Genomic DNA, 22,698 nt, shown 5'->3' with positions numbered 1-22,698 from the left:
AAAAGTGATCGTCGCGTGCGCCATTTTCCGCCCCCGATCCTAGGGGTGGCTGCAGCCAATTTTAAGGCAGCAACAACGCGTTTGCCGCAAGCTCCGTCCCACGCCTGCGCTGGCTGACCAATACGTTATGAGAAGCTAAAGCAACTGCCCGAGGAACGGATCGATTTCATGGCCCGGCTTGAAATCACCGAGGCGCTTGATCTCCCATTCCAGCTTGATGCCGGAATTCTCCAACACCCGTGCGCGCACCGTCTCACCCAGATATTCGAGATCGTGGCCCGTCGCGGTGCCGGTATTGATCATGAAATTGCAATGCATGGGCGACATCTGCGCGCCGCCAATCATCAAGCCTCGACAGCCGGCCTTGTCGACTTCCTTCCAGGCGGAAGTGCCTTCCGGGTTTTTGAAGGTCGAACCGCCCGTCTTCTCCCGGATGGGCTGCACGGTTTCGCGGTGATGTTGCACCGCGTCCATCGCGGTGCGGATCGCCATGCGATCTTCCGCATATCCTTCCAGCACCGCCGAGGTGAAGATCAGCCCCTGGGGGATATTCGACGAGCGGTAGGAGTACCCCATATCGGCATTTGAAAACACGTGCTGCTCACCCCTGCGGTCCAGCGCGTGCACCTCGACCACGCGCTCGCGCGTCTCCACGCCGTTGGCGCCCGCGTTCATGCGAAGGGCTCCGCCGAGCCCGCCGGGAATGCCATGGTAGAAATGGAAGCCGCCAATGCCCGCTTCCAGCGCCACAGCAGCAAGACGCTTGTCGGGGATCGCCGCGCCCGCCCGGATTCGCGTGGGAGAGATCACCTCGGCATTGCCGAAGCCCTTGGCGGAGAGCCGCACGACAAAGCCGCGGATCCCACCATCCCTCACTAGAAGATTGGAGCCGATCCCGACAATCGTGATCGGGATTTCTTCAGGCACCGCCTTTAGAAAAGCGGCGAGATCCTCCTCGTCCTGCGGCTGGAAAAGCACGTCCGCCTCCCCGCCCGCGCGGAACCAGGTGATCTTGTCCATTCCGGCATCCGGCGTGAGTCTGCCGCGCAGGGCCGATAACCGGTCGCCAAGCTTATCGATGAGCGCCGAGCCGCGTGTCACGAACCGAGCTCCTTGGGCAGGGCGTATGCCCACTGCGTTATGTTACCCGCGCCGAGAAAGACGACGAAGTCGCCTTCCCTGGCCGCCTCGCGCACGATGGGCGCAATGGCCTCCGGGCCTTGGATGAACCGCGCATCGCGGTGTCCGGCCGCGCGAAGGCTCGCCACCAGCGCCTCCGACGAGATACCGTCGATCGGCGCCTCACCGGCCGCATAGACCGGCGCCACCATTACCGTGTCGGCATCGTTGAAGCAGGCGGAGAATTCGTCGAAAAGGTCACGCAGCCGCGTATAGCGGTGCGGCTGCGCAATGGCGATGATGCGGCCGGTTGCCGCCTCGCGTGCCGCCCTGAGCACGGCGCGGATCTCCACCGGGTGATGGCCGTAGTCGTCGAAGATGCTGACGCCGTTCCAGCTGCCAGTCAGCGTGAATCGCCGCTTGACGCCGCTGAAAGCGGAAAGGCCTTTACGGATCGCCTCCTCGCCGATGCCGAGCTCATGAGCCACTGCCACTGCGGCGGTCGCGTTGGAGACATTGTGGCGCCCGGGCATTGGAAGCCGAAGCCCCCTGATCTCCTTCACCGCATCTCCCTTGCGCGCACGGATGACGACGTCGAAGACGGAATGCCCCTCCTCCATGCGGTGGTTTTCGAAGCGCACATCAGCTTGCAGGTTCTCACCGTAGGTGATGACGCGCCGGTCCTCGATGCGCGCGACCAGGGCTTGCACCTCGGGATGATCGATGCACATGACGCCGAACCCATAGAACGGTACGTTTTCCACGAACTGGCGGAACGCGTCGCGCACCTTGTCGAAGGAGCCATAATGGTCGAGATGCTCGGGGTCGATATTGGTGATGACCGCTATATCGGCCGGGAGCTTGAGGAAGGTACCGTCGCTTTCATCGGCCTCGACCACCATCCAGTCGCCCTTCCCCATCCGGGCGTTGGTTCCATAGGCGTTGATGATGCCGCCATTGATGACGGTCGGATCGAGCCCGCCCGCCTCCAGCAGGGCGGCAACCATGGATGTCGTCGTGGTCTTGCCGTGTGTGCCGCCGATCGCGACGGCCTGGCGAAATCGCATGAGCTCCGCGAGCATTTCCGCGCGGCGCACGATGGGAAGGTGCTTCTCGCGCGCGGCAACGTATTCAGGGTTGTCGCGCTTGATGGCGCTGGAGATCACCACCACCTCGGCCTCGCCCAAATTCTCTTCCGCATGGCCGATGAAGGTTCTGATGCCCTTCTCGCGCAGGCGCAGGACATTGGCGTTCTCAGACTGGTCGGAGCCCTGGACCCGATAGCCGAGCGTATGCAGAGCTTCGGCGATGCCGCTCATGCCGATGCCGCCGATGCCGATGAAATGCACCATCCCGATTGTCTGCGGCATCTTCATGCGCTTCTTCTCCGTTTGAACTCTCCGACTGTTTCACCCGTCGCAATAGCTTCCGCAAGGTCCGCAAGCAATCTCGATGCATCCGGCTTGCCGACGCTTCTCGCCGCAGCAGCCATGACGGCGAGCTTTTCCGGCGCGCCCATGGCGACTTCCAGGAGCCCGCGAAGCCGCTCGGCCGAAAGCTTTTCCTGCGGTACGATTTCGGCACCGCCCTCGCGTTCGAGCGCAGCCGCGTTGGCGGCCTGGTCATGATCGAGTGCGTGGGGGTATGGAACGAGGAACGCGGGGCGGCCGATAACTGCGATTTCCGATACTGTGGAAGCCCCTGAACGGGAAATAATCAGGTGAGCGTCGGAAATCCGGCGTGCGAGATCGGTGAAAAATGGCGAGACCTCGGCCTTCACGCCGAGCTCCGCATAGGCGGCCTGCACCGCTTTTTCGTCCTCCGGCCGCGCCTGCTGCACGATACGAAGGCGAGTGCGCAGCGCCTCGGGCAACAGGCGGACCGCCTCGGGCACCACCCGGGAGAAATATTGCGCGCCCTGGCTGCCTCCGAAGACGAGCAGGCGGAAAACGCTCCGCCCCGCCGCGGGTGCATAGGGTGTGGCCGCCGCTTCAATGACCGCTGGGCGGACCGGATTGCCCGTCACGACCGTCTTTGACGCATAGGGGCCGTTCCCTTCAGGGAGGAAGCCGCCTGCGACTGCAGTGACGCGTTGTGCAAGCGCCTTGTTGGCGCGGCCCATTACCGCGTTCTGCTCATGAATAAGGGTGGGGACCCGTCGCCTTGTCGCGGCGTAAAGCGGCGGCAAGGTAGGATAGCCGCCAAAGCCCACCACGGCGGCTGGTTTCAGGCGATTGATCAAGGCCGTGGATTGCTTGAATCCACGCCAGATGGAAAGACCGCTCTTCAAGAGAGCAAGCGGATTGCGCGAGCCGAAAGTCGCCGATTCGATGGCGTGGATCTCATCGGCGGGGAACGTAGCGGCGAAGCGCGCGGCACGCCGGTCGGTAGCGAGGTGCACCGACCACCCGCGCGCCCGCAATTCATGCGCCAGAGCTTCGGCAGGAAACAGATGCCCACCCGTGCCGCCGGCGGAGAGAAGAATCGCCCGTCCAGCCATCTCAGCCCGCTGCCGCGGCCCTACCGGAAATGGCCGAGAAGCTCACGGGGCGGCGCTTTTCGGGGCGTCTGCGCGCAAGCGCCAGAACGAAGCCCATGGAGATCGCCATCGCCACGAGCGAGGAGCCGCCATAGGAGATGAACGGCAGCGTCATGCCCTTGGCCGGCATCATCCGCACATTCACGGCCATGTTGATGATGGATTGAAGACCGAACAGCACCACCAGCCCGGAGAGAGCGTAGCGGGTGAAATCATCCTCCTGCTTGCGCGCGATCGAAAGCCCCCTGAGGACGACGAAGGCAAAGAGGGCGAGGATGAGCAGACACATGATCAAGCCGAATTCCTCGCCCGCAACCGCGAAGACGAAGTCGGTGTGGCTGTCCGGCAGGATGCGCTTCACGGAACCCTCGCCCGGCCCCTGGCCGAGCCAGCCCCCGCGCGTCATCGCCTCAAGGCTCATGTCGACCTGATATGTGTCGCCCTCGCCGGTGATGAACCGATCGATCCGCTCCGCCACGTGCGGAAAGACGGAGTAGGCGCCGACCGCCCCGACCGCACCCAATGCGCCGAGCACGATGATCCATAGCCACGGCATTCCGGCGATGAAGAACATGGCGCCCCAGGTGCTGAGGACGAGCATGGTCTGACCGAGATCCGGCTGGGCGACGAGCAAGGCCAAGACCAGGCCCAGAAGCAGCATGGCGAAGAGATTGCCGGGTATCTCCGGTTGCCGCGCATGTTCGGCGAAGAGCCACGCGCAGATGACCACGAATGCAGGCTTCATATATTCGGAAGGCTGGATCGATAGGCCGAAGACATGGATCCAGCGCCTGGATCCTTTGACCTCCATCCCGAAGAAGAGCGTCGCAACCATCAGAATAAGCGCAACGCAGAGCATCACCAGGGCGAGCCTGCGAACCTGGCGCGGATCGAGGAAGGAAACGCCGATCAGCACGATCAATGCAGGGATCATGAACACGATCTGGCGCGTCACGAAATGGTAGCTCTCAAGGCCGATGCGTTCGGCAACCGCCGGACTTGCCGCGAAGGAGAGCACGATGCCGAGCCCCATGAGAAAGAGGAAGGCAGCGAGGAACCATCGGTCGACGGTCCACCACCAGTTCGCCACCATGCTGCGGTCGGTACGGCTGATCATGCCCTCTTCTCCCCAATGAGTTCGATGCCCGGCAGGGCGCGCACCGCATCACGGAACGCTTCTCCCCTGACCTCGAAATTCCTGAATTGATCGAAACTCGCACAGGCCGGCGATAACAGGACCACCACGTCGCCCGCAGGATCATCGGCCGCATCCCGCGCGGCGTGCTCGACAGCGGCGGCGATGGTACCCGAGATCTCGTAGCTTGTCGCCTCTCCGATCGTGGCCGCGAAGGCGGGTGCTGCTTCGCCGATGAGGTAAGCTTTGGCTATGCGCGGAAAGAACGGCCTCAGGCTTTCGATGCCGCCCGTCTTGGGTAGCCCGCCAGCTATCCAGTAGATCCGCGGAAAGGACGAAAGCGCCGGCGCGGCGGCATCGGCATTGGTGGCCTTTGAATCGTTGAGGAACAGAACATGGCCGAGCCGGCCCACCTGCTCCATACGGTGCGCGAGCCCCGGGAAGCTCGCAAAACCCGCCTGGATTTCCGCAGGCGAGAGGCCGCAGGAAAGGCATGCGGCCGCAGCGGCAAGCGCGTTCTGGGCGTTGTGCCGTCCTCGCAGCGATCCAATGCCTTCAAGCGAGAAAAGCGGCTCTGCCCTGCCCCCCTCGGCACGCATCAGCTGCGCGCCTTCAGAAAAAAATCCGTTTTCAAGCGTTCTGGTGACGGAGATCCGCAGCACCTTACCGCCCGCCTTCTCGAGCCGGTCGGCAATGGCGCGGCAATATTCGTCGTCCACACCGATGATCGCCGTGTCGCTGCCTGCCACCAGGCGCTCCTTCACCGCGGCGTAATGCTCCATCGTGCCGTGGCGGTCGAGATGGTCTGGTGTGATATTGAGCAGAACGCCGGCCGTCGGATCCAGGGTCGGTGCAAGATCGATCTGATACGAAGAACACTCCACCACGTAATGGCGACCGGGCGCAGGTGGGTCGAGCGTCATCACCGCACGGCCAATATTGCCGCCCATCTGCGTATCGCGCCCGGCATTCCTGAGAATGTGGGCCGTGAGCGCCGTGGTCGTCGATTTTCCATTAGTGCCGGTGATCGCCACCAGCGGAGCCTGCGGGGCATGCGCCCGCCGCTCCCGCACGAAAAGCTCCACGTCGCCGATGATCTCGGCGCCGGCCGCCTCGGCCAATTCGACGCTCCAATGCGGGCGGGGATGGGTAAGCGGCACGCCAGGAGCAAGAAGGAGGGTGTGGATCGAGTGCCAATCCGCTTCGCGGAGATCTCCCGTTGCGACTCCTTCCGCCTCGGCCTTGGCCACGCTTTCCGGATTGTCGTCCCAGGCAAGCACCTCGGCCCCGCCGGCAACCAGCGCATGGGCAGTCGCCAGACCCGAGCCGCCGAGCCCGAAAAGCGCTACTTTCCTGCCATGGAAGGTGGTGGCGGGGATCATTCGCGTCACCGCAGCTTCAAGGTGGAAAGCCCGATCAGCGCCAGAACGACGGCGATGATCCAGAAGCGGATGACGACCTGGCTCTCGGTCCAGCCAAGCTTTTCGAAATGGTGATGGATGGGTGCCATGAGGAAGACGCGCTTGCCCGTCATCTTGAAAACGGCCACCTGGATGACGACCGAGAGGATCTCGATCACGAAGAGACCGCCGATGATGGCCAGCACGATCTCGTGCTTGGTTGCTACCGCCACCGTGCCGATCAGGCCACCGAGCGCAAGCGAGCCGGTATCCCCCATGAAGATCGCGGCAGGCGGTGCGTTGAACCAGAGGAAGCCGAGACCCGCACCGATAACGGCGCCGAGAATGACCGAAAGCTCGCCCGTCCCAGGCACGAAGTGGATCTGCAGATAATCCGCGAAAATCGCGTTGCCCGAGAGATAGGCGATCACGCCGAAGGAGGCCGCCGCCACCATCACCGGCACTGTAGCAAGTCCGTCGAGGCCATCGGTGAGGTTCACCGCATTGCCTGCGCCGACGATCACGAAGGCGGCGAAGGGAATAAAGAATATGCCTAGATTGAGCAGAAGCTCCTTGAAGAACGGAAAGGTGAGCGAGGAGGAGAACGGAGCCTGTCCGGCGCGCATGATCGCCCAGGCGGCGAACCCTGCAATCAGGAACTCCAGCGCGAGCCGGGATTTTCCGGAGAAGCCCAGATGCGACTGTTTGGTGACCTTCAGATAGTCGTCGTAAAAGCCGATCGCGCCGAACCCCACGGTGACCATCAGCACCACCCAGACATAAACGCTGGAAAGATTGCCCCACAGGAGGGAAGAGCCGAGGATACCCGAAAGGATCATCAGGCCGCCCATGGTGGGAGTACCGGCCTTTTTGAAATGGGTCTGCGGCCCATCCGCACGGATGGGCTGGCCCTTACCCTGGCGAAGACGCAGCGAATTGATGATCGCGGGCCCGAACAGGAACACGATGAACGCCGCCGTTATCAACGCGCCGCCGGTGCGGAAAGTGATATAGCGAAAGACGTTCAGCACCGAAAACTCATCGGCGAGTTCAACAAGCAGCATCAACATCTAAATAGCCCCCGCGACTGCCGGCCCATTAAGCCCGGTCCGGTTCATCGACCGCTGCCGGATATGTTTTCAGAAGTGCATCGACCAGCCTGGAAAACCCGATGCCTTTTGACGATTTGATCATGACTGTATCCCCCGGGCGGAGCACCTCGAAGAGAAGCGACTGCAACTCCTCCACGGAAGGTCTGTATTCCACCAGCCGGCCGGCCGGCGGATTGTCGGCAAGCGCCTTCATCTCCGTTCCCGCTAGGAGAAGAACATCCGTCCTGGTCGCCGCAATGATGTCGCCGAGGGCCGTATGAAGCTTCTCCGAATGAACGCCCAGTTCCAGCATGTCGCCGAGGACGGCAATGCGGCGCCCCTCGCCGGACGACACCGGAGAGTGGTCCAGCACCTGCAAGGCGGCTTTCATCGAAGCGGGATTTGCATTGTAGCTTTCATCAATCAGGGTGATCGTGCCCTCACCGAGGCTGAGGCGATGCATCCTGCCCCTGCCTTCTTCGGCGGAGAAATCGCCGAGGGCTGCGAGAAGCTTCGAAACGTCCGCACCAGCAAGATAGCCGGCGCCGATCACGGCGAGCGCGTTCTGAACGATGTGCCGCCCCGGAGCGCCGATACGCCCGACGAGTTCCTGGCCGGCCACCTTGATCGCGACGGCCGAACGGTTGCCTTCCGGTTCGTAATGCGCAAGCCGGAAATGTGAGCGCACATTCTCACCAAAACCCCAGATATTCTTGATCCCGGCCTCTGCCGCCATATCGGCGAGAAGTTTGAAGCGCTGGTCGTCTCGATTGAGGATCGCATGGCCTCCCGGCACGACGCCGGAGAAGATCTCGCCCTTTGCCTCGGCGATCTCGTCAAGGCTCTTGAAATGGCCGAGATGCGCTGCCGCGATCAAAGTGATGATCGCTATATGCGGCTTTACGAGCTGCGTCAGCGGCTCGATCTCGCCGGGATGGTTCATGCCGATCTCGAAGATGGCGTAGTCGGCATCGGCAGGCAGGCGAGCGAGCGAAAGGGGCACACCCCAGTGATTGTTGAACGAGCGGTCGGCGGCATGCACCGTGCCAACGCTCGACAATGCGTGTCGCAACATCTCCTTGGTGGTGGTCTTGCCGGCGGAACCGGTGACGGCAATCACCTTGCCATGGCTGCGCTTGCGGGCGGCGACCGCAAGATCCCGCAATGCCTTCAGGACGTCCGGAACCACCACTTTCGGCACCGTGAGGCGGCCGAGCGCCGGCAGCTTCTCTTCCGAAATGACGAGCAGGCCGGCACCGGCAGCCATGGCAAAGGTGGCAAAGTCATGCCCGTCGAAGCGATCGCCCTTGATGGCGAAGAAGGCTTCTCCGCGCTGCAAGGTTCTGCTGTCGATGGAAATGCCGGTCACACCCTCAGGGAGCGTCCCGAAAGGGCGGCCGCCGACCGCAGCAACCAGCTCATCCGAGGTCCAAAGAAGCGTCACGCCGCTCTCTCCTTTAGCGCCCGTCGCACCTCCTCATGGTCCGAGAACGGGAATTTCTGGCCCGCGATCTCCTGGCCGATCTCGTGGCCTTTGCCTGCAACGATCAATGTGTCGCCCGAGTGGAGCATGGAAACGGCGGTGCGGATGGCCTCGCGCCGGTCGCCGATTTCCGTCGCATCCGGCACGGCTTCGAGGATCGCCTTGCGAATCGTCGCGGGGTCTTCCGAACGTGGATTGTCGTCCGTCACGATGACCACATCAGCCAACCGCCGCGCGATTTCACCCATGATGGGCCGTTTACCGGGGTCGCGGTCGCCGCCGCAGCCGAAGACGACGATCACTCGTCCCGTCGTGAAGGGCCTCACCGCCTGAAGCACGTTTTCCAGCGCGTCCGGCTTGTGGGCGTAATCCACATAGACCTGCGCGCCATCTTCCGTCGCGCCGGTGAGTTCGAGACGGCCCGACGCACCCTTCAGGTGCTCCAACGCAGCGAGCGCCTTATCGGGAGAGAGACCGGTGGAGATGGCGAGCCCCGCGGCGACCAGCGCATTGCCGACCTGAAAATCCCCGGCAAGAGGCAGCACGATTTCATAGATCGTGCCCTTATGCTCGATCTCGGTACGCTGCCTATGGCGCTCATGCTCGACGCGCTTGATGGTGAGGAAAGTTCCCTTGCGGCCTACGGTGCGAAGATCGAGACCGGCGGCGAGAACTGCCTTCTCTGTGGGTTCCGACCAGGGATCGTCCGCGAAGATAACGGCCGGCGCCTCCTTCGGAAGAATCGTATCGAAGAGCCGCATCTTGGACTGATGGTAGTGTCCGACAGTCGGATGATAATCCATGTGGTCACGGCCGAGATTCGTGAAGCCGCCGGCAGCAAGCTTCACCCCATCGAGACGGCGCTGATCGAGCCCGTGGCTCGAAGCCTCCATGGAAGCGTGGGTCACGCCTGCATCGGAAAGCTCCCGCAGGAGCTGGTGGAGAGAGACCGGATCTGGCGTGGTCAGCTCGCCGTATTCTTCCCGTCCCGGCGCCACGACGCCGGTCGTGCCGATCGACGCAGCGGCAAAGCCCGCTTGTTCCCAGATCTGACGGGTGAAGGAGGCGACGGACGTCTTTCCGCTGGTCCCCGTAACCGCGACCATTGTTGAAGGCTGCGCGCCATAGAAGCGGGCTGCCGCAAGCGCCAGCACATGCCGGGGGTCTTCGGCCTCGATGATGGGAACACCCAGATCTTGGATGGTGCCGGGTCTGGCAACGATGGCCACGGCACCGCGCTGCACGGCGTCGGCGACATAGGCGGTGCCGTCCGCCTTCGAGCCTTGCAGCGCAAAGAAAACGTTCCCGGCAGTCACCCGCCGGGAATCCGATGCGAGACCGGATATGTTCGTATCACCCGCAAGGGGCCCGCTATACGGCAGGATATCGGCAAGTTCGCCCAGCTTCATCGCAATCCATTATTCTCTGCGGTCGGTCCGCTCATTTGATCCGGAATCACCGGTAGGAGACCAGCAAAGCGTCACTTTCATGACCGAAATCCGGCTCCACGCCAAGTAGTGGTGCAGTACGCCGGATAACATTCGAGACGACCGGCGCCGTATTGAGGCCTGCAGTTGCAGACATGCCGGGCTTTTCGCCCTTGGGCTCGTCCAGGATCACCACCACGACATATTCCGGATCATTGATCGGATACGCGGCGAGGAAAGCATTGAAGCGCTTGTCGTTCGAATACCTGCCGTTGACAACCTTCTCGGCGGTGCCGGTCTTACCGCCCACATAGAAGCCGGGGACATCCGCGCGCGAGCCGGAACCGCCCGTTCCTTTCTGCACGTTCAGGCGGAAGAGATAACGGATCGCCGCACTGGTTTCGGGCGAGATCACCTGAGTGGACAGGGCTTGCGCCTCCTCCTTGGAGCGGGGCAGGAAAGTGGGCGGGATGAGCTTGCCGCCATTGACCATGGCCACAGCGGCAACGGCGGTCTGGAGCGGCGTGGTCGCAACGCCGTGGCCGAAGGAGATGGTGACGGAATTGATCTTCTTCCACACCTTGGGCTCGGTCGGCTGCGCGACCTCGGGAAGCTCGGTTTTCATCCTGTCGAGGAGGCCGATCTTCTTGAGAAAGGCGCGATGGCCGTCGATGCCAACCACGTCCGCCATCTTGGCCGTGCCGATATTGGACGAATAGATGAAGACCTCCGGCACGGAAAGAACTCGCCCCTTGCCGTGGAAATCACGGATCGTGAAGCCGCCAAGGCGCAGCGGACGGGATGCGTCGAAGCTATCGCTCAGCTTCACGAGCCCCGAATCGAGCGCCATGGCGGTCGTGAAGAGCTTGAAGGTCGATCCCATCTCGAACACGCCCGCGCTCATGCGGTTCATCCGGTCCTTCTCAAGCGCGTTGTAGGGATTGTTCGGGTCATAGTCGGGCAGCGACACCATCGCCACCACCTCGCCGGTCCGCGCGTTCAGGATGGCGCCGCCACCGGCGATCGCGTGATAGCGCTCCATCGCCTGCGACAGCTCGTCATGCAGGATATATTGCGCCCTGAGGTCAATCGACAGCCGCACCGGCTCAAGCGTGTCCGGCCCAGCGAGTCCCAGTGCCTGGAGATCGGCAAGACCTTGGTCGTCGACATATTTCTCAATGCCGGCGATGCCTTTGTTGTCGATATTGACGAGGCCGAGAATGTGGGAGGCCGTGGCGCCGCCGGGATAGAAGCGGGTCTTCTCCGTACGGAAACCGAGGCCCGGAATACCGAGTGCGAGGATGTCGCTCTGCTGGCGCGGCGAAAGCTGCCGCTTCAGCCACACGAAACCAGCATCGCTGTCGAGCCTGCGATAGGTCTGTTCATAATCGAGATCGGGCAAGACGCGTTGCAGTTTCTCGATCGCCTCGTCGATGTCGACGATGCGGCGCGGCTCGGCAAATAGCGAGGCGGTCTTGATATCCGTGGCCAGCACTTCGCCGTTGCGGTCGAGCAGATCGGGCCGGGATGCGGTCGGCCGCGTTTGCGGCAGGTTCACGGGCGGTTCCTCGATCATGCCCAGATGCACAAGCCGCGCACCGATCGCGCCATAGATACCGAAGAGCATCGCCATTGCCATTATGATGCGGCTTTGAGCCCGACCGGACGTCGCCTTGCGTCGTCCTTGCAACACGATCGAAGACGGCTCGGCAGCCGCTTGCGATTGCTTCGATTTCCTCAGGCTCGGAAGCTTCATGGCCGCACTCCTCCGGTAACGGTAGGATCGGTTTCCCCGCCACCAAGTTCGGCGATCAGATCACCCACTTTGTCGACGGGAAAGGGAATCCCGCCAAGCGCTGAGAAATTCACGATCTGCTGGGGTTTCGTTACCTCAAGCCCCAGCTCGGAATTGTAGGCCTCCGCCAGCTTCTGCAGCCGTCCCGGCTGGGTGAAGAGGCTCCAGTCGGCCTTCAGCACGTCGATCGAGTCCTTTTCGAGCTGGATCTTGGTCTCCAGCTTGCCGATGCGCTCCATCATGGCTTCCGCATCATGCTTGGTCTTGTAGGTGAAAGCGGCCGCCGAAAGCATGACCGCAATCAGGATGACGTCGCTGGTCCGAAACAACATGGGCCTACCTCGTCTTCTCGCCGAGCTGCTCTGTGACAAACAGCGCGGGAACGCCAAAAAGTTTGAAATCTTCCACGCCAGCGGGATGCTCCGTCCGCCGCGCAGCCCTAAGATGCGCCGAGCGGGCGCGCGGGTTCTCCGCCGTTTCCGCCTCGCCCGGCGAAACAGGCTTCATCGGTTTCTCGAATGTCGGCTGCGCCGCTGCCGCCTCCGGCAGATGCCTCGACTGCGCCTGCGGGCCGGAACGCGCCTGGAAGAAGCGCTTGACGATCCGGTCTTCGAGCGAATGGAAGGTAACGACTGCAAGCACGCCGCCCGGCTTCAAAAGCCGCTCTGCGGCGAAAAGCGCCCGTGCGAGCTCGCCCAATTCGTCATTGACGAAAATGCGAAGCCCCTGGAAGACGCGGGTGGCCGGATGGATCTTGTCTGTCGGCTTGTGACCTATGGTGCGTTCGACCAAGTCCGCCAGATCGCCCGTCGTCTGGAACGGCTTGTCCGCCCGCCTCTTCTCGATGGCACGGGCGATGCGGCCGGCATGCCGCTCCTCGCCTAAAAGCCCGAAAATCCGGGCGAGATCGGCCGCTTTGAAGCGGTTGACGACATCCGCCGCACTCAGGCCCTGCTGGCTCATGCGCATATCGAGCGGTCCATCCCTGCGAAAGGAAAAGCCGCGCACCGCCTGATCGAGCTGCATGGATGAGACGCCGATATCGAGCACCACGCCATCGAGCATCTCACCTGCTAGACGCTCCATCTCGGAGAAGCGGCCGCGCTCTAGTCGCATCCTTCCGCCGAATTCCAGAACCATCCGCTCACCGCCTGCGATGGCATCAGGATCTTGGTCGACCGCGATCACATTGGCGCCTCGTTCGAGCATAGCCCGCGTGTAGCCGCCAGCACCAAAGGTCCCGTCGAGGATCAGCTTACCGGGCGCCGGATCAAGCGCCTTCACCACCTCGGCCAGAAGAACCGGAATATGGAGGGACGGTCTGCCGCCGTCTTCGCCGGCGCCGGTCATGATTCCGGGAGGGCGGCAGCCCGAGCCTCTGAGGCCTGCTGCCGCAGCTTGAGAAGCCTTGAACGCACGGCACCGGCGTGAGCCTTCAACCGCTCCGGCTCCCACATCTGAAAGAAAAGCCCGCGTCCTACAAAAGCCACTTCCGCGCCGATCCCCGTATGCTCGCGAATGAAGTCGGTGATGGTGATGCGCCCGTCCTGATCGAGCTTCAGGAAGCTGCCATCCCCATGCACGAAGAAAGACATGTCGTCGGCGGCCTGCAAAAACGGATCCTCCAACGCGATGCGCTGCTCGTACCGGTCGAGAAGATCCGGGCCGCCCACATCCATGGCCTGAACGTCCAGCGCACGTAACGCATAGAGCTCCACAAAGCCCCGCTTCTGCAGCACGGACCGGAAATGGGCCGGCACAGAAACCCGCCCCTTCGTATCGATCTTGTTGGTCGCGCTGGATAAAAACCGGTCCATATTCTGCGGCGACTAGCGACGCCCTGCCCCTCTGCATTGCTCCAACCGCGGGAAATCGCGGCTCCTCAGTTGCTTGCACGCCCTCACGCGCAAACACGCTCCAGCGCCCCGCCTGACCCGCAAGCGACACAGCTTTCAATGACTTGACTGGAACGAGAACTGACGTGTTCATGGGATAGCATGGGACAATATGGGCGTCAACGGGAACTGACCCCATCGTCAATGGCGTTGAGCAATACTCCTGGCCGCACAAAAGCATGCGGCTTTTATGAGCCATTAACGCTAACGAAGTGTTAGGACCGCCCCTCTTCGCATCGACCCAGACAGCAACGGGCCGCTGCGATCCTGGTCGCCTTGCGCCGGTGATCGGACTAGAATGATAAGGTCAGCATCCGAGGAGGAGAGATGATGACCGTTTCCGTCCGTTACATTGTCGACGATGTGGACGCGGCAATCCCGTTCTATGTCGACGCACTCGGGTTCAGCGTAGCAATGCATCCCGCTCCGGCCTTTGCGGCACTTTCGAAGGGCGACCTCAGACTTCTGCTCAACAGGGCGGGCGCTGGCGGCGGAGGCCAATCGATGCCCGACGGCACCACGCCCTCACCAGGAGGCTGGAACCGCATCCAGGTGGAGGTGGAAGACCTTGATGCCACAGTCGCCGACATGAGGTCCAAAGGCTGCGTCTTCCGCAGCGACATCATCGAAGGAATTGGCGGCAGACAGATCATTGTCGAAGATCCGAGCGGAAACCCCGTGGAGCTGTTCGAAGCGACACGCCGGGCGGAACCCGGACGATCCGCATGAATCTTTGTGCGAGGAGGCGCCCGCAACCCCTTCCGGGTGAAGAAGAAATACCAGCCGGCCTATAAGCCGGGTTCTGTATGGCCCCGCCGTCCGAAGACAGCGCGACGTGACGACCATTCCTCTTGGACCGATGTCGCCATCGGCCTCGTGCAACCTACCCGAACGGCGGGCCGGAAATCGCCTTGAAGGTCTCCCTTCATGCCGTTCCTATTCGGTCTTGCTCCCGGTGGGGTTTACCGTGCCGCCTCTGTTGCCAGAAGCGCGGTGGGCTCTTACCCCACCCTTTCACCCTTACCCCGCCAATAAATCGGTCCGTCGAGAGGCTGCGTCAGCGCATCGGGGCCGATTTATAGGCGGGGCGGTCTGCTTTCTGTGGCACTTTCCCTAGGGTTACCCCCGCCGGGCGTTACCCGGCACCGTATTTCCGTGGAGCCCGGACTTTCCTCACACGCGGCCTTTCGGCGCTTGCGCGTGCGGCCGTCCGACCGGCTGGTAGCCCCGTATAAAGGGATTCCCGAAGGAAAAGGCAATGGGGTTCGTTTATTTCCCGCCGATCAGCCGCTTCACCTTCTGACAATAGGCCGAAGAGACCGGATTCATGCGCTTTGCTCCATGCCCGGCATTGTATTTCAGGATGACCGAGCAAGTCTTTCCGCCGCCCAGTTTGAACGCCTCAGCCAGATACTTCATGCCGTATTTGATGTTGGTCTCCGGCTCGTAGAGGCCCTTGGCCGAACCGCTATAGCCCATCATGCGCGCGGTCGCGGGCTTGATCTGCATAAGGCCGATCTCGCCGGCCCTGCCCCGGACGCCCGGCCGGTAGTTGCTTTCCACCGAGATCACGGCATGGGCAAGCGAAACCGGCACGCCATACTCGGTTGCATAACGAGAGATGATAGAGTGGTAGGGACGTCCGCCCTGCTTGTTCGACTGCTTCGGAACCCGGGTTGAGGCCGTCACTGTCTTGTCCACCTGCTTCTTTGCTGCTCCACTGGTCTTTTTCGGCTGATTTAGCGCGTCCATGAGGTTGCTGGGAACCGCTTCCGCATTCGCCACGGCCAAGCCTCCCTCGGAGGAAACATCCTTGGCATTCGAGGCAATAGTCATCGCTCCGACAGCGATCGCTGTCGCAATAAACACACTGATTTTCATAGTTACCCGTTTGTTATTGCCGCCGCCTGCGCCACGACATTTCTTGGTTGCTCTTTGCTGGGCCGGAACAGTACCGCCCGCCACCGATGGGATTGGGTTTTACGGTGGAAGATGAACCAAAAAGGGCTTGAGGAGTAAAAAGGCGTTACAGTTCGTAACACTTTAAGAGAAAATCATTTCAACTTGTCGTTTTCGGCAGGGTGGAAATGAGCTTTTGGAGCGTCTCCGATGTGGACGAATCGGCGACCCCGTCAACGCGTGCGGGGCGGAAGTGACGCTGGAATGCCGCTACCACCACCTCCGTCGCAGCATCAAAAATGCCATTTACATCAACGCGATACCCATAATCGGCCAAACGGCGCTGCAATAAGGCGACCGCGTCACCTTCATCGCCAAGGGAAAGCGCATTTCCGCCCGCGATCCGCTCCGGCGCGACATAGTGACCGACGCCGTGCTCAGCTAAGCGCTTCCAGGGAAATTTTTCTCCCGGATCCACCTTTCGGCCCGGTGCAGTGTCTGAATGGGCAAGCACCCTTTGTGGCAGGATTGCGTTACGTCGGCAGATATCCAGGCAAAGGGCGATCACCGCCTCCACCTGCAGGTCGGGAAAATCGGGGTAGCCGAACTGGTGCCCGGGATTGACGATCTCCACGCCAATCGAGAAGGAATTGACGTCCTCCTCCCTCTTCCAAGAGCCCTTGCCCGCATGCCAGGCGCGGGCTGCTTCAGGGACCATCTGTATGATGCGCCCGTCTTCATACACCAGATAATGTGAGGAAACCTCGCTTACCGGGTTGCAGAGCCAATCTTCCGCTGCTTGCCCGGTCGTCATGCCGGTGTAATGGAGGATCAATGCATCCGGCTTCCGCCCGCCACGCCTCTCGCCAAAATTCGGCGAGGGCCGCACCACCGCCCCTACAAAATCGGGCGGAAAGGCGGTCATACGGGCACCCAGCTCTTTTCGATCTGCTCAAAGGCAGCATTGATCGCAGCAAGCCTGGCATTGGCGAGCGCCAGAAACTCCATTGGAACGCCACGCGCAATCATCCGGTCCGGATGGCTCTCCCTTACCAGTTGGCGATACCGCCGCTTGATCTCTGGGAAAGGCGTGTCCGGGCTCACGCCGAGCAGAACGTAAGGGTCCGCTTTGTCGCCGAGCACATGACGCGCGCGTATGCGGGCATAATGGCTTTCGGTGATCGAGAAGATCTCGGCCACCCGCGCCAGGAAGCTGTGCTCCCGCTCGTGCAGAACGCCATCCGCCTTGGCGATGTGGAACAGCCCGTCGAGAATGTCCTCCAGCATCGCACAGTTTTTGTGGCCGGACCCGCAGAGACCGGCCATCTGCCTGGCATAGGCTTCGAAGCCGGCCACATCCTGCTTGGCAAGGTCATAGAGGCGCATAACGTTGCGCATCTCGTGCCGTGGTACGGCGAAGATCTCATGAAAGGCGCGTACCTCGTTCGCGGTGACGATGCCGTCCGCCTTTGCCATCTTGGCGGACAGGGCGATGATGGCGATCGAAAACGCGACGCGCTTGCGCAATTCGGGGTCGCCTTGGAAAACCGTGCGAACCGCTTCGACAATGGCGGAAAGCACGCTTCCGGAGGCGCGCGCGACATATTCGGAAATGCGGCGAAGAATAGACATTTGATCCGCACTCTTAAGATGATTTGGCGCTGATTTCGAGACAGCTTTTTCGTCGCACAGCGCTTGGTGCGGAATTTCGGTCTTCTTGTGTTGGGAGCGTGATTTAATCATCTAAAGCGGGTTAGGCCCACAAAGAGAAAGGCCGGTATCCCGGCCTTTCTGCCTTTCCCAAAGCGATCCGAGCGAGCTCAAGGATCCGAACACCAGCCAAGCGCTGGGGCCTTGGGCACTTTCCTGGATTACTGCGCCGTGTTGGTGCCTGTGCCTGCTCCACCGCCAGCGCCCGTATCTGCCGGAGGGGTAGCAGCCGGCGGATTGGCCGGCGTCGTCTGCGTTGCATCCGGCTCCACGCTCTGGGTGGTCGTGTTGTCGGCGTCGCCGCAAGCCGCAAGGCCCAAGAGGGCGGTGCCGCAGACGAGACCTGTCAGGATCTTCTTCATCGAGTATGTCTCCCTTTACCGTTGCAGCCCGATGGGGCAGCCATCTTCGAAATGCATGGCGACAAAGGGGGTTTCCTCACATTGGATGACAGAATGTAATCGATCCCATCGTTGCCTCGCTCGGACGCCTTTCGGCCGAGACAACGGCCCAGGAGCCAATATTGTCTTCACCCGTGATAAAATGACTGCTGTTATTCGAGCCTTTATCGCGCAGAGAGGAATGCATGGTTTCTGGCAAATGGGATTTCTGGATCGATCGCGGCGGCACGTTCACGGATGTGATCGGCAGGGATCCCGACGGTAGGCTGCACCAGCGCAAGCTCCTCTCGGAAAGTCCGGAAGCCTATCGCGACGCCGGCATCCAGGGCATCCGCGACCTTCTTGGCGTTGCATCCGACGAGCGCATCCCTTCCGAAAAGATCGGTGAGGTGAAGATGGGCACGACCGTTGCCACTAACGCGCTCCTTGAGCGCAAGGGCGACCGCGTGCTCCTCCTTATCACCAGGGGGTTCCGGGATGCGCTAAGGATCGCCCACCAGGCGCGGCCGGACATCTTCGCCAAGGAGATCATCCTGCCCGAGCAGCTTTATGAGCGGGTGGTCGAGGTACCTGAGCGGGTGCGCGTGGACGGCATGATCGAGACGGAGCTCGATCTGGAATCCGTCCGGCACCAGATGGAAGCCGCGCGCCGCGACGGGATCGCGGCGGTCGCGATCGTCTTCATGCATGCCTGGAAATACCCCGCGCATGAAAAAAAGGCCGCCGAACTCGCGCGCGACCTGGGCTTCACGCAAATCTCGGTAAGCCACGAGACCTCGCCGCTTATCAAGTTGGTTGGCCGCGGCGACACGACCGTGGTGGACGCCTATCTCTCGCCGATTCTCTCCCGCTATGTGCGACTGGTGGCGGGGGAACTGGGAATCCACGCCGCAGGGGGGGCCGGCTCTCCCCGTCTCGAATTCATGATGTCCTCGGGCGGGCTGACCGCAGCAGACATGTTCCAGGGCAAGGACGCGATCCTGTCCGGGCCCGCCGGCGGCGTGGTGGGTATGGTGGAGACCGCCCGGATCGCCGGTTTTGAGAAGGTGATCGGCTTCGACATGGGCGGCACCTCGACCGACGTCGCCCATTACGATGGCGAGTATGAGCGTGCCTTCGATACGGAAGTTGCCGGCGTCCGCATCCGCGCGCCCATGATGCGCATCCATACCGTGGCGGCGGGCGGTGGGTCGATCCTGCATTACGAGGATCGGCGGCTGAAGGTCGGGCCGGATTCGGCCGGCGCCAACCCCGGCCCGGCCTGCTACCGCCGCGGCGGGCCGCTGGCCGTGACGGACGCCAATGTCATGCTGGGCAAGTTGCAGCCCGACTTCTTCCCCGCGATCTTCGGTCCGGAACGAGATCTACCACTCGAGCTCGGCATCGTACGCCAGCGCTTTTCCGAACTGGCCCAGAAAATCGGTGACGGCAGGAGCCCGGAGGCCGTGGCGGAGGGCTTCATCACCATCGCCGTCGAGAACATGGCAAACGCGGTGAAGAAGATCTCCGTCCAGCGCGGCTATGACGTGACGCGTTATCTGCTCAACTGTTTCGGTGGCGCAGGCGGGCAGCATGCCTGCCTCGTCGCGGACGCGCTTGGCATGGAGGCGGTTCTGATCCATCCCTTCTCTGGCCTGCTTTCGGCTTACGGGATCGGGCTTGCGACCGTATCCGCCTCACGCCAGAAGGCGCTTCTAAAGCCTTTGTCGCATAGCGCGGTGGCGGACATCGCTTCCATGGTCTCCGAACTCCAGGCCGACGTCTCGAAGGAGCTGAAGGGCCAGGACATAGAGGCTGAGGCGACCGAGTGGCGCATCCGCCTGGAAATCCGCTACGATGGCACGGACACCACCCTCTCCATCCCTTTCGACAACCGCTCGGTGGAGGAGGCCAGGAAGCGCTTCGAGGCTGCACACAAAGCCCAGTTCGGCTTCGTCTACGAGGACAAGCCTCTGGTCGTGGAGGCGGTCAATGTCGAAGGCGTGGACGCGCGGCGTGCTGCGCCCGAGGAGTCTCTCCTGCCCGTGAACGACAACACGGCAGAGCCGCACGTGGTCAGGCAGATCTTCTGCGAGGGCAAGTGGCGGGACGCCGGCATTTTCCTGCGGTCAGAGCTTGCGCCGGGCAACCGGATCGCCGGCCCGGCCCTCATCATCGAGGCGAACCAGACAGTGGTGGTCGAGCCCGGCTGGCAGGCCGAGATCACGCCGCGCGACCACGTGCTCATGCGCCGAGTGGAGAAGAAGGCACGCCAGGCCGCGATCGGCACCGATGCCGATCCGGTGATGCTGGAGGTCTTCAACAATCTCTTCATGTCGATCGCCGAGCAGATGGGCGTAACGCTGCAGAACACCGCCTATTCGGTGAATATCAAGGAGCGGCTCGACTTCTCCTGCGCCGTGTTCGACGGCCAGGGCGCCCTGGTGGCGAACGCCCCGCATATGCCGGTGCATCTCGGCTCCATGGACCGTTCCGTCGAGACGATCATCCGCCTCAACGAGGGCGATATCCATCCGGGAGACGTCTTTGCGCTGAACGCCCCCTATAACGGCGGCACGCACCTGCCGGACATAACCGTTGTCACGCCGGTCTTCGACGAGAAAGGCGAAACGATCCTCTTCTGGGCGGCTTCGCGCGGCCATCACGCGGATGTCGGCGGCACCGCGCCGGGCTCCATGACTCCGCTCGCCACGACGGTGGATGAGGAAGGCGTGCTCTTCGATAACTTCCGGCTGGTCGAGCGCGGGCGCTTCCGCGAGAACGAACTCTACGAGCTCCTGACGAACCATCCCTACCCCGCCCGCAACCCGCACCAGAACATCGCCGACTTGAAGGCACAGATCGCGGCCAACGAGAAGGGCGCGGCGGAGCTGAAGAAGATGGTCGCCAATTTCGGCCTCGACGTGGTCGAGGCCTATATGGGCCATGTGCAGGACAATGCCGCGGAAGCGGTGCGCCGCGTGTTGGAGCGCCTGCCGGACGAATCCTCCTGCGAGTACCCGACTGACACCGGCCAGGTGATCAGGGTGAAGATCACGGTCGACCGCGGGAAACGCGAGGCGACGGTCGACTTTACCGGCACCTCGTCCGTGATGAGGAATAATTTCAACGCGCCGGAGCCGGTCACCCGCGCGGCGGTGCTCTATGCGTTCCGCGTGATGGTCGAAGGCTCGATCCCGATGAATGCCGGATGCCTCAGGCCCGTCAAAATCATCATTCCGGAGGGTTGCATGCTGCGGCCCTCCTATCCGGCCGCAGTGGTGGCCGGGAACGTGGAGACCTCACAGCACGTGACCAATGCGCTCTTCGCTGCCATGGGTGCGCTGGCTAACGCACAGGGCACGATGAACAATCTCACCTTCGGCAACGAGACCTATCAGTATTACGAGACGATCTGCTCGGGCTCGCCGGCTGGCCGTATGAATGACGGCCGCGGCTTCCACGGCACCTCCGGCGTGCACACGCACATGACCAATTCGCGCCTGACCGACCCGGAAATTCTGGAACTGCGTTTCCCGGTACTGCTCGAGGACTTCCACATCCGCGAAGGCTCCGGCGGCAAGGGCCGCTGGAAGGCGGGGGACGGAACGAGACGCACGCTCCGCTTCCTGGAGAAGATGGAATGCGCCATCCTCGCCTCCCACCGCGCGACGCCACCGCGCGGTATAGACGGCGGAGGTGACGGCCAGGTCGGCAAGACCGAGGTGCGGCGCAGGGATGGCCGGATCGAAGTGTTGAAGGCCTCGGACCAGACTGTGATAGACGCCGGCGAGGCGGTGATTGTCACCACGCCGACGGCCGGGGGATTTGGAAAATCATAAAGACGCTTTGCTCATGCCAAGTCGCTGATAGCCTCGCCTTGCTTCGAGGACGACGTTGGGTCTGGCAGCTGTGCCTTACCCCTCCTCCTCGAGGGTCTCCTCCAGCCGCGCGTAGCTCGCCTCCATGCCATGCTCCATGCCTGTGGCAAGCATGGCCGTCCGCGTCTCGGAATCCGGCAAAGTCATGCGCATGGTCATGAGCGTCCCGGTGCCGTCCGGCTCGAAGATCGTCTCGACATGGTTGTCGGGCGTCGCGTCCGGCAGGTGCATGCGCTCGACATGAACAATGCGCCGGAACGGCTCCAGCGAGATGAACTCGCCCGTAAGGTAGAACCCGCCGCCCTTCCCGTCGGACCACTCATAGCGAATCTTGCCTCCCGGCTTCGCCTCGTTGATACAGACGGGCATTGTCCAGCCCTCAGGACCAAGCAGCCACTTCTTGAGAAGGGCGGGCTCCATATGCGCGCGATAAACCGCTTCCGGCGGAGCTGCGAAACGGCGGGTGACGACGACGTGGGTATCGCCCTCGGTCTTGAGTGTCAGTTGGCTCATGGGGCTTCCTTTCCTTCTTCCGATTGCATTTCGGCCAGCACCTGGTCGAGCCGGTCATAGTTGCGCGCCAGCGCTTCCCGCAGCATGTCGAGCCACCGGTCGATCTGCCGGATCGCATCCGGCGCCAGTCGGCAGGGCCGCTTCGTTCCTTCCACGCGCCGCGTGATCAACCCCGCGCCTTCAAGCACCTTCAGGTGCCGCGAAATGGCCGGCTGAGACATATCGAACGGTTCCGCCAGCTCCATCACCGTAGCTTCGCCCACCGCAAGGCGCGCAAGAATCGCGCGGCGAGTGGGGTCGGCAAGCGCCGAAAACGCTCCGTCCAAATCTTTCATGCGCAGTTCCTTATATAACAAATATCTTATATATCACCAGTGACTTTGACAAGGCGGATTCTCGCCGAAGCTGATTCACAAGGCCGTCACACAGCG

At 62.2% G+C, this 22,698-nt stretch carries 20 protein-coding genes and 1 other RNA gene; 2 read left to right on the top strand and 19 right to left on the bottom strand.

Annotated elements, in window-relative coordinates; translation table 11 throughout:
* Positions 1-135 precede the first annotated feature (135 nt).
* From murB to mraZ, 12 genes are read right to left on the bottom strand one after another with little or no spacing between them, the layout of a single operon-like run.
* The gene (gene murB / locus CHEJ32_RS0104620) at positions 136-1,101 is read right to left on the bottom strand and encodes a UDP-N-acetylmuramate dehydrogenase (protein ID WP_028032810.1); all 966 of its coding nucleotides are present in this window, start codon (positions 1,099-1,101) and stop codon (positions 136-138) included.
* The gene (gene murC / locus CHEJ32_RS0104615; RefSeq protein ID WP_028032809.1) at positions 1,098-2,495 is read right to left on the bottom strand and encodes a UDP-N-acetylmuramate--L-alanine ligase; all 1,398 of its coding nucleotides are present in this window, start codon (positions 2,493-2,495) and stop codon (positions 1,098-1,100) included. Before murC ends, murB begins: the two co-directional genes overlap by 4 nt.
* Positions 2,492-3,619, bottom strand: a complete 1,128-nt coding sequence (gene murG, locus CHEJ32_RS0104610; protein ID WP_028032808.1) for an undecaprenyldiphospho-muramoylpentapeptide beta-N-acetylglucosaminyltransferase — start codon at positions 3,617-3,619, stop codon at positions 2,492-2,494. The genes murC and murG overlap by 4 nt, the downstream gene beginning before the upstream one ends.
* Position 3,620: 1 nt before the next feature.
* Positions 3,621-4,775 (bottom strand): putative lipid II flippase FtsW, encoded by a 1,155-nt coding sequence (gene ftsW / locus CHEJ32_RS0104605; protein ID WP_028032807.1) that lies wholly within the window; start codon positions 4,773-4,775, stop codon positions 3,621-3,623.
* On the bottom strand, positions 4,772-6,175 hold the full coding sequence (gene murD / locus CHEJ32_RS0104600; RefSeq protein ID WP_028032806.1) for a UDP-N-acetylmuramoyl-L-alanine--D-glutamate ligase: 1,404 nt from the start codon (positions 6,173-6,175) through the stop codon (positions 4,772-4,774). Before murD ends, ftsW begins: the two co-directional genes overlap by 4 nt.
* 5 nt (positions 6,176-6,180) lie before the next feature.
* A complete protein-coding gene (gene mraY / locus CHEJ32_RS0104595) occupies positions 6,181-7,263 on the bottom strand; it encodes a phospho-N-acetylmuramoyl-pentapeptide-transferase (protein ID WP_028032805.1) in 1,083 nt (360 codons plus the stop codon).
* A gap of 28 nt (positions 7,264-7,291) precedes the next feature.
* Positions 7,292-8,728 (bottom strand): UDP-N-acetylmuramoylalanyl-D-glutamyl-2,6-diaminopimelate--D-alanyl-D-alanine ligase, encoded by a 1,437-nt coding sequence (locus CHEJ32_RS0104590; protein WP_028032804.1) that lies wholly within the window; start codon positions 8,726-8,728, stop codon positions 7,292-7,294.
* Positions 8,725-10,176 (bottom strand): UDP-N-acetylmuramoyl-L-alanyl-D-glutamate--2,6-diaminopimelate ligase, encoded by a 1,452-nt coding sequence (locus CHEJ32_RS0104585; RefSeq protein ID WP_028032803.1) that lies wholly within the window; start codon positions 10,174-10,176, stop codon positions 8,725-8,727. The genes CHEJ32_RS0104590 and CHEJ32_RS0104585 overlap by 4 nt, the downstream gene beginning before the upstream one ends.
* 46 nt (positions 10,177-10,222) lie before the next feature.
* Complete coding sequence (locus CHEJ32_RS0104580) at positions 10,223-11,950, bottom strand: penicillin-binding protein 2 (protein ID WP_028032802.1); 1,728 nt, start codon at positions 11,948-11,950, stop codon at positions 10,223-10,225.
* Positions 11,947-12,318, bottom strand: a complete 372-nt coding sequence (locus CHEJ32_RS0104575) for a hypothetical protein (RefSeq protein ID WP_028032801.1) — start codon at positions 12,316-12,318, stop codon at positions 11,947-11,949. The genes CHEJ32_RS0104580 and CHEJ32_RS0104575 overlap by 4 nt, the downstream gene beginning before the upstream one ends.
* 7 nt (positions 12,319-12,325) lie before the next feature.
* Positions 12,326-13,339, bottom strand: a complete 1,014-nt coding sequence (gene rsmH, locus CHEJ32_RS0104570; protein ID WP_028032800.1) for a 16S rRNA (cytosine(1402)-N(4))-methyltransferase RsmH — start codon at positions 13,337-13,339, stop codon at positions 12,326-12,328.
* Positions 13,336-13,806, bottom strand: a complete 471-nt coding sequence (mraZ, locus tag CHEJ32_RS0104565) for a division/cell wall cluster transcriptional repressor MraZ (RefSeq protein ID WP_028032799.1) — start codon at positions 13,804-13,806, stop codon at positions 13,336-13,338. The genes rsmH and mraZ overlap by 4 nt, the downstream gene beginning before the upstream one ends.
* A gap of 405 nt (positions 13,807-14,211) precedes the next feature.
* On the opposite strand from mraZ, the gene CHEJ32_RS0104560 reads away from it, so the two are divergent.
* Positions 14,212-14,613, top strand: coding sequence for a VOC family protein (locus CHEJ32_RS0104560; RefSeq protein ID WP_028032798.1), 402 nt, complete (start codon positions 14,212-14,214; stop codon positions 14,611-14,613).
* A gap of 46 nt (positions 14,614-14,659) precedes the next feature.
* Here CHEJ32_RS0104560 and rnpB read toward each other — a convergent pair.
* From rnpB to CHEJ32_RS0104540, 5 genes are all read right to left on the bottom strand, one after another.
* Positions 14,660-15,106, bottom strand: an RNA gene (gene rnpB, locus CHEJ32_RS26130) — RNase P RNA component class A.
* Between the two features lie 47 nt (positions 15,107-15,153).
* Complete coding sequence (locus CHEJ32_RS0104555) at positions 15,154-15,720, bottom strand: lytic transglycosylase domain-containing protein (protein ID WP_371179775.1); 567 nt, start codon at positions 15,718-15,720, stop codon at positions 15,154-15,156.
* Positions 15,721-15,943: 223 nt separating this feature from the next.
* Positions 15,944-16,708 (bottom strand): N-acetylmuramoyl-L-alanine amidase, encoded by a 765-nt coding sequence (locus CHEJ32_RS0104550; RefSeq protein WP_028032796.1) that lies wholly within the window; start codon positions 16,706-16,708, stop codon positions 15,944-15,946.
* Entirely contained in the window at positions 16,705-17,415 is a 711-nt protein-coding gene (locus CHEJ32_RS0104545) for a DnaJ family molecular chaperone (RefSeq protein WP_028032795.1), read from the bottom strand. The genes CHEJ32_RS0104550 and CHEJ32_RS0104545 overlap by 4 nt, the downstream gene beginning before the upstream one ends.
* A 239-nt stretch (positions 17,416-17,654) precedes the next feature.
* Complete coding sequence (locus CHEJ32_RS0104540; protein ID WP_028032794.1) at positions 17,655-17,855, bottom strand: hypothetical protein; 201 nt, start codon at positions 17,853-17,855, stop codon at positions 17,655-17,657.
* Between the two features lie 224 nt (positions 17,856-18,079).
* Between CHEJ32_RS0104540 and CHEJ32_RS0104535 the strand changes: the two genes are divergently transcribed.
* Complete coding sequence (locus CHEJ32_RS0104535; RefSeq protein ID WP_028032793.1) at positions 18,080-21,715, top strand: hydantoinase B/oxoprolinase family protein; 3,636 nt, start codon at positions 18,080-18,082, stop codon at positions 21,713-21,715.
* Between the two features lie 75 nt (positions 21,716-21,790).
* Here the strand turns inward: CHEJ32_RS0104535 and CHEJ32_RS0104530 are convergent, their stop codons facing one another.
* Both CHEJ32_RS0104530 and CHEJ32_RS0104525 read right to left on the bottom strand, forming a co-directional pair.
* Positions 21,791-22,267, bottom strand: a complete 477-nt coding sequence (locus tag CHEJ32_RS0104530; RefSeq protein ID WP_028032792.1) for an SRPBCC domain-containing protein — start codon at positions 22,265-22,267, stop codon at positions 21,791-21,793.
* Positions 22,264-22,602 carry a helix-turn-helix transcriptional regulator gene (locus CHEJ32_RS0104525; RefSeq protein ID WP_028032791.1) on the bottom strand — a complete coding sequence of 113 codons (339 nt, stop codon included), beginning with the start codon at positions 22,600-22,602 and terminating at the stop codon, positions 22,264-22,266. The genes CHEJ32_RS0104530 and CHEJ32_RS0104525 overlap by 4 nt, the downstream gene beginning before the upstream one ends.
* Positions 22,603-22,698 lie beyond the last annotated feature (96 nt).

Origin of the sequence: Chelativorans sp. J32 (genome assembly GCF_000518985.1) — a bacterium.
Lineage (GTDB): Bacteria > Pseudomonadota > Alphaproteobacteria > Rhizobiales > Rhizobiaceae > Chelativorans.
This window is presented reverse-complemented; position numbering and strand designations above follow the sequence as displayed.